Annotated in this window: 1 protein-coding gene; it reads left to right on the forward strand. The window is 65.5% G+C overall.

The features are described 5' to 3' along the window. Positions 1–445: 445 nt before the first annotated feature. Positions 446–1125: Calx-beta domain-containing protein (locus ABEA02_RS20160; RefSeq protein WP_425584668.1), on the forward strand; the 680-nt coding region annotated here is incomplete at its 3' end.

Here is a 1125-nt window from a genome sequence, read left to right on the forward strand (position 1 = left end):
CGCCTTCAGCAATGGCGTGACGATCTCTGGCGGCACGATCACCGTGCCGGCAGGGGTCACCAGCTTCACCGTCTCCGTGCCGACCACGGCTGACACCATCGACGAGCCGAACGAAACCTATACGCTGACCGTGGGTGGCGCTTCCGGCACCGGTACTATCAACGACGATGATGCCGCACCGACGATTGCCTCGGTTACCAGCAACAGCGCTACCGAAGCCAGCGCCATCGTCCATACGGTAACGCTGTCCAATCCGTCGGCCAGTGCCACCACCTACACCCTGTCGCTCGCCGATGTGACCGCCACGGGTGGCGGCACGGACTACACCTCCGCCCTGACCAACGCCGCGTTCTCGAATGGCGTGACGATCTCCGGTGGCACCATCACCGTGCCGGCAGGGGTCACGAGCTTCACGGTGTCGGTGCCCANACTGTCGATCAATGATGTGACCGTCAATGAGGCGGCCGGCACGGCCACCTTCACCGTCACGCTCTCGGCCGCTTCCGGCCAGACCGTCACCGTCGGCTACAACACCAGCAATGGCACGGCCACCGCAGGCAGCGACTACACCGGCACCACCGGTACCCTGACCTTCGCACCGGGCGTGACCACACAGACAATCACCGTTCCGATCACCAACGATACCGTCTACGAGATCGCCGAGACCTTCAACGTCAATCTGGTCACGCCGACCAATGCGACGATCAGTGACGCGCTGGGCATCGGCACCATCCGCGACGATGGCACCGGCCCCGGCGGCTCCGACGACGATATCCCGACGCTCGCTGTCTCCAGCCCCACCGTGCTGGAGAACGCCGGCTTCGCGCAATTTACCGTCAGCCTGACCAATCCGACGACCACCGCGACCACCGTGTCGCTCGCGCTCGCCAATGGCACCGCCACCGGTACGGGCACCGACTACGGTTCGGGCACGGCCACCAATCTGCAGGTCTCTACCGACGGTGGCACGACCTGGACCAATGCCACGTCGGCCACCATCGCTGCAGGCAGCACCTCGGTGCTGGTGCGCACCCCGATCACCGAGGATGCCATCGCCGAGTCGGCCGAGAACTTCACGCTCACCGCCACACGCACCGCCGGCACCACCAGCAATGCCAGCGCCAC

Origin of the sequence: Viridibacterium curvum, from assembly GCF_039544165.1 — a bacterium.
In the GTDB taxonomy this organism is placed as follows: Bacteria; Pseudomonadota; Gammaproteobacteria; order Burkholderiales; family Rhodocyclaceae; genus Viridibacterium; species Viridibacterium curvum.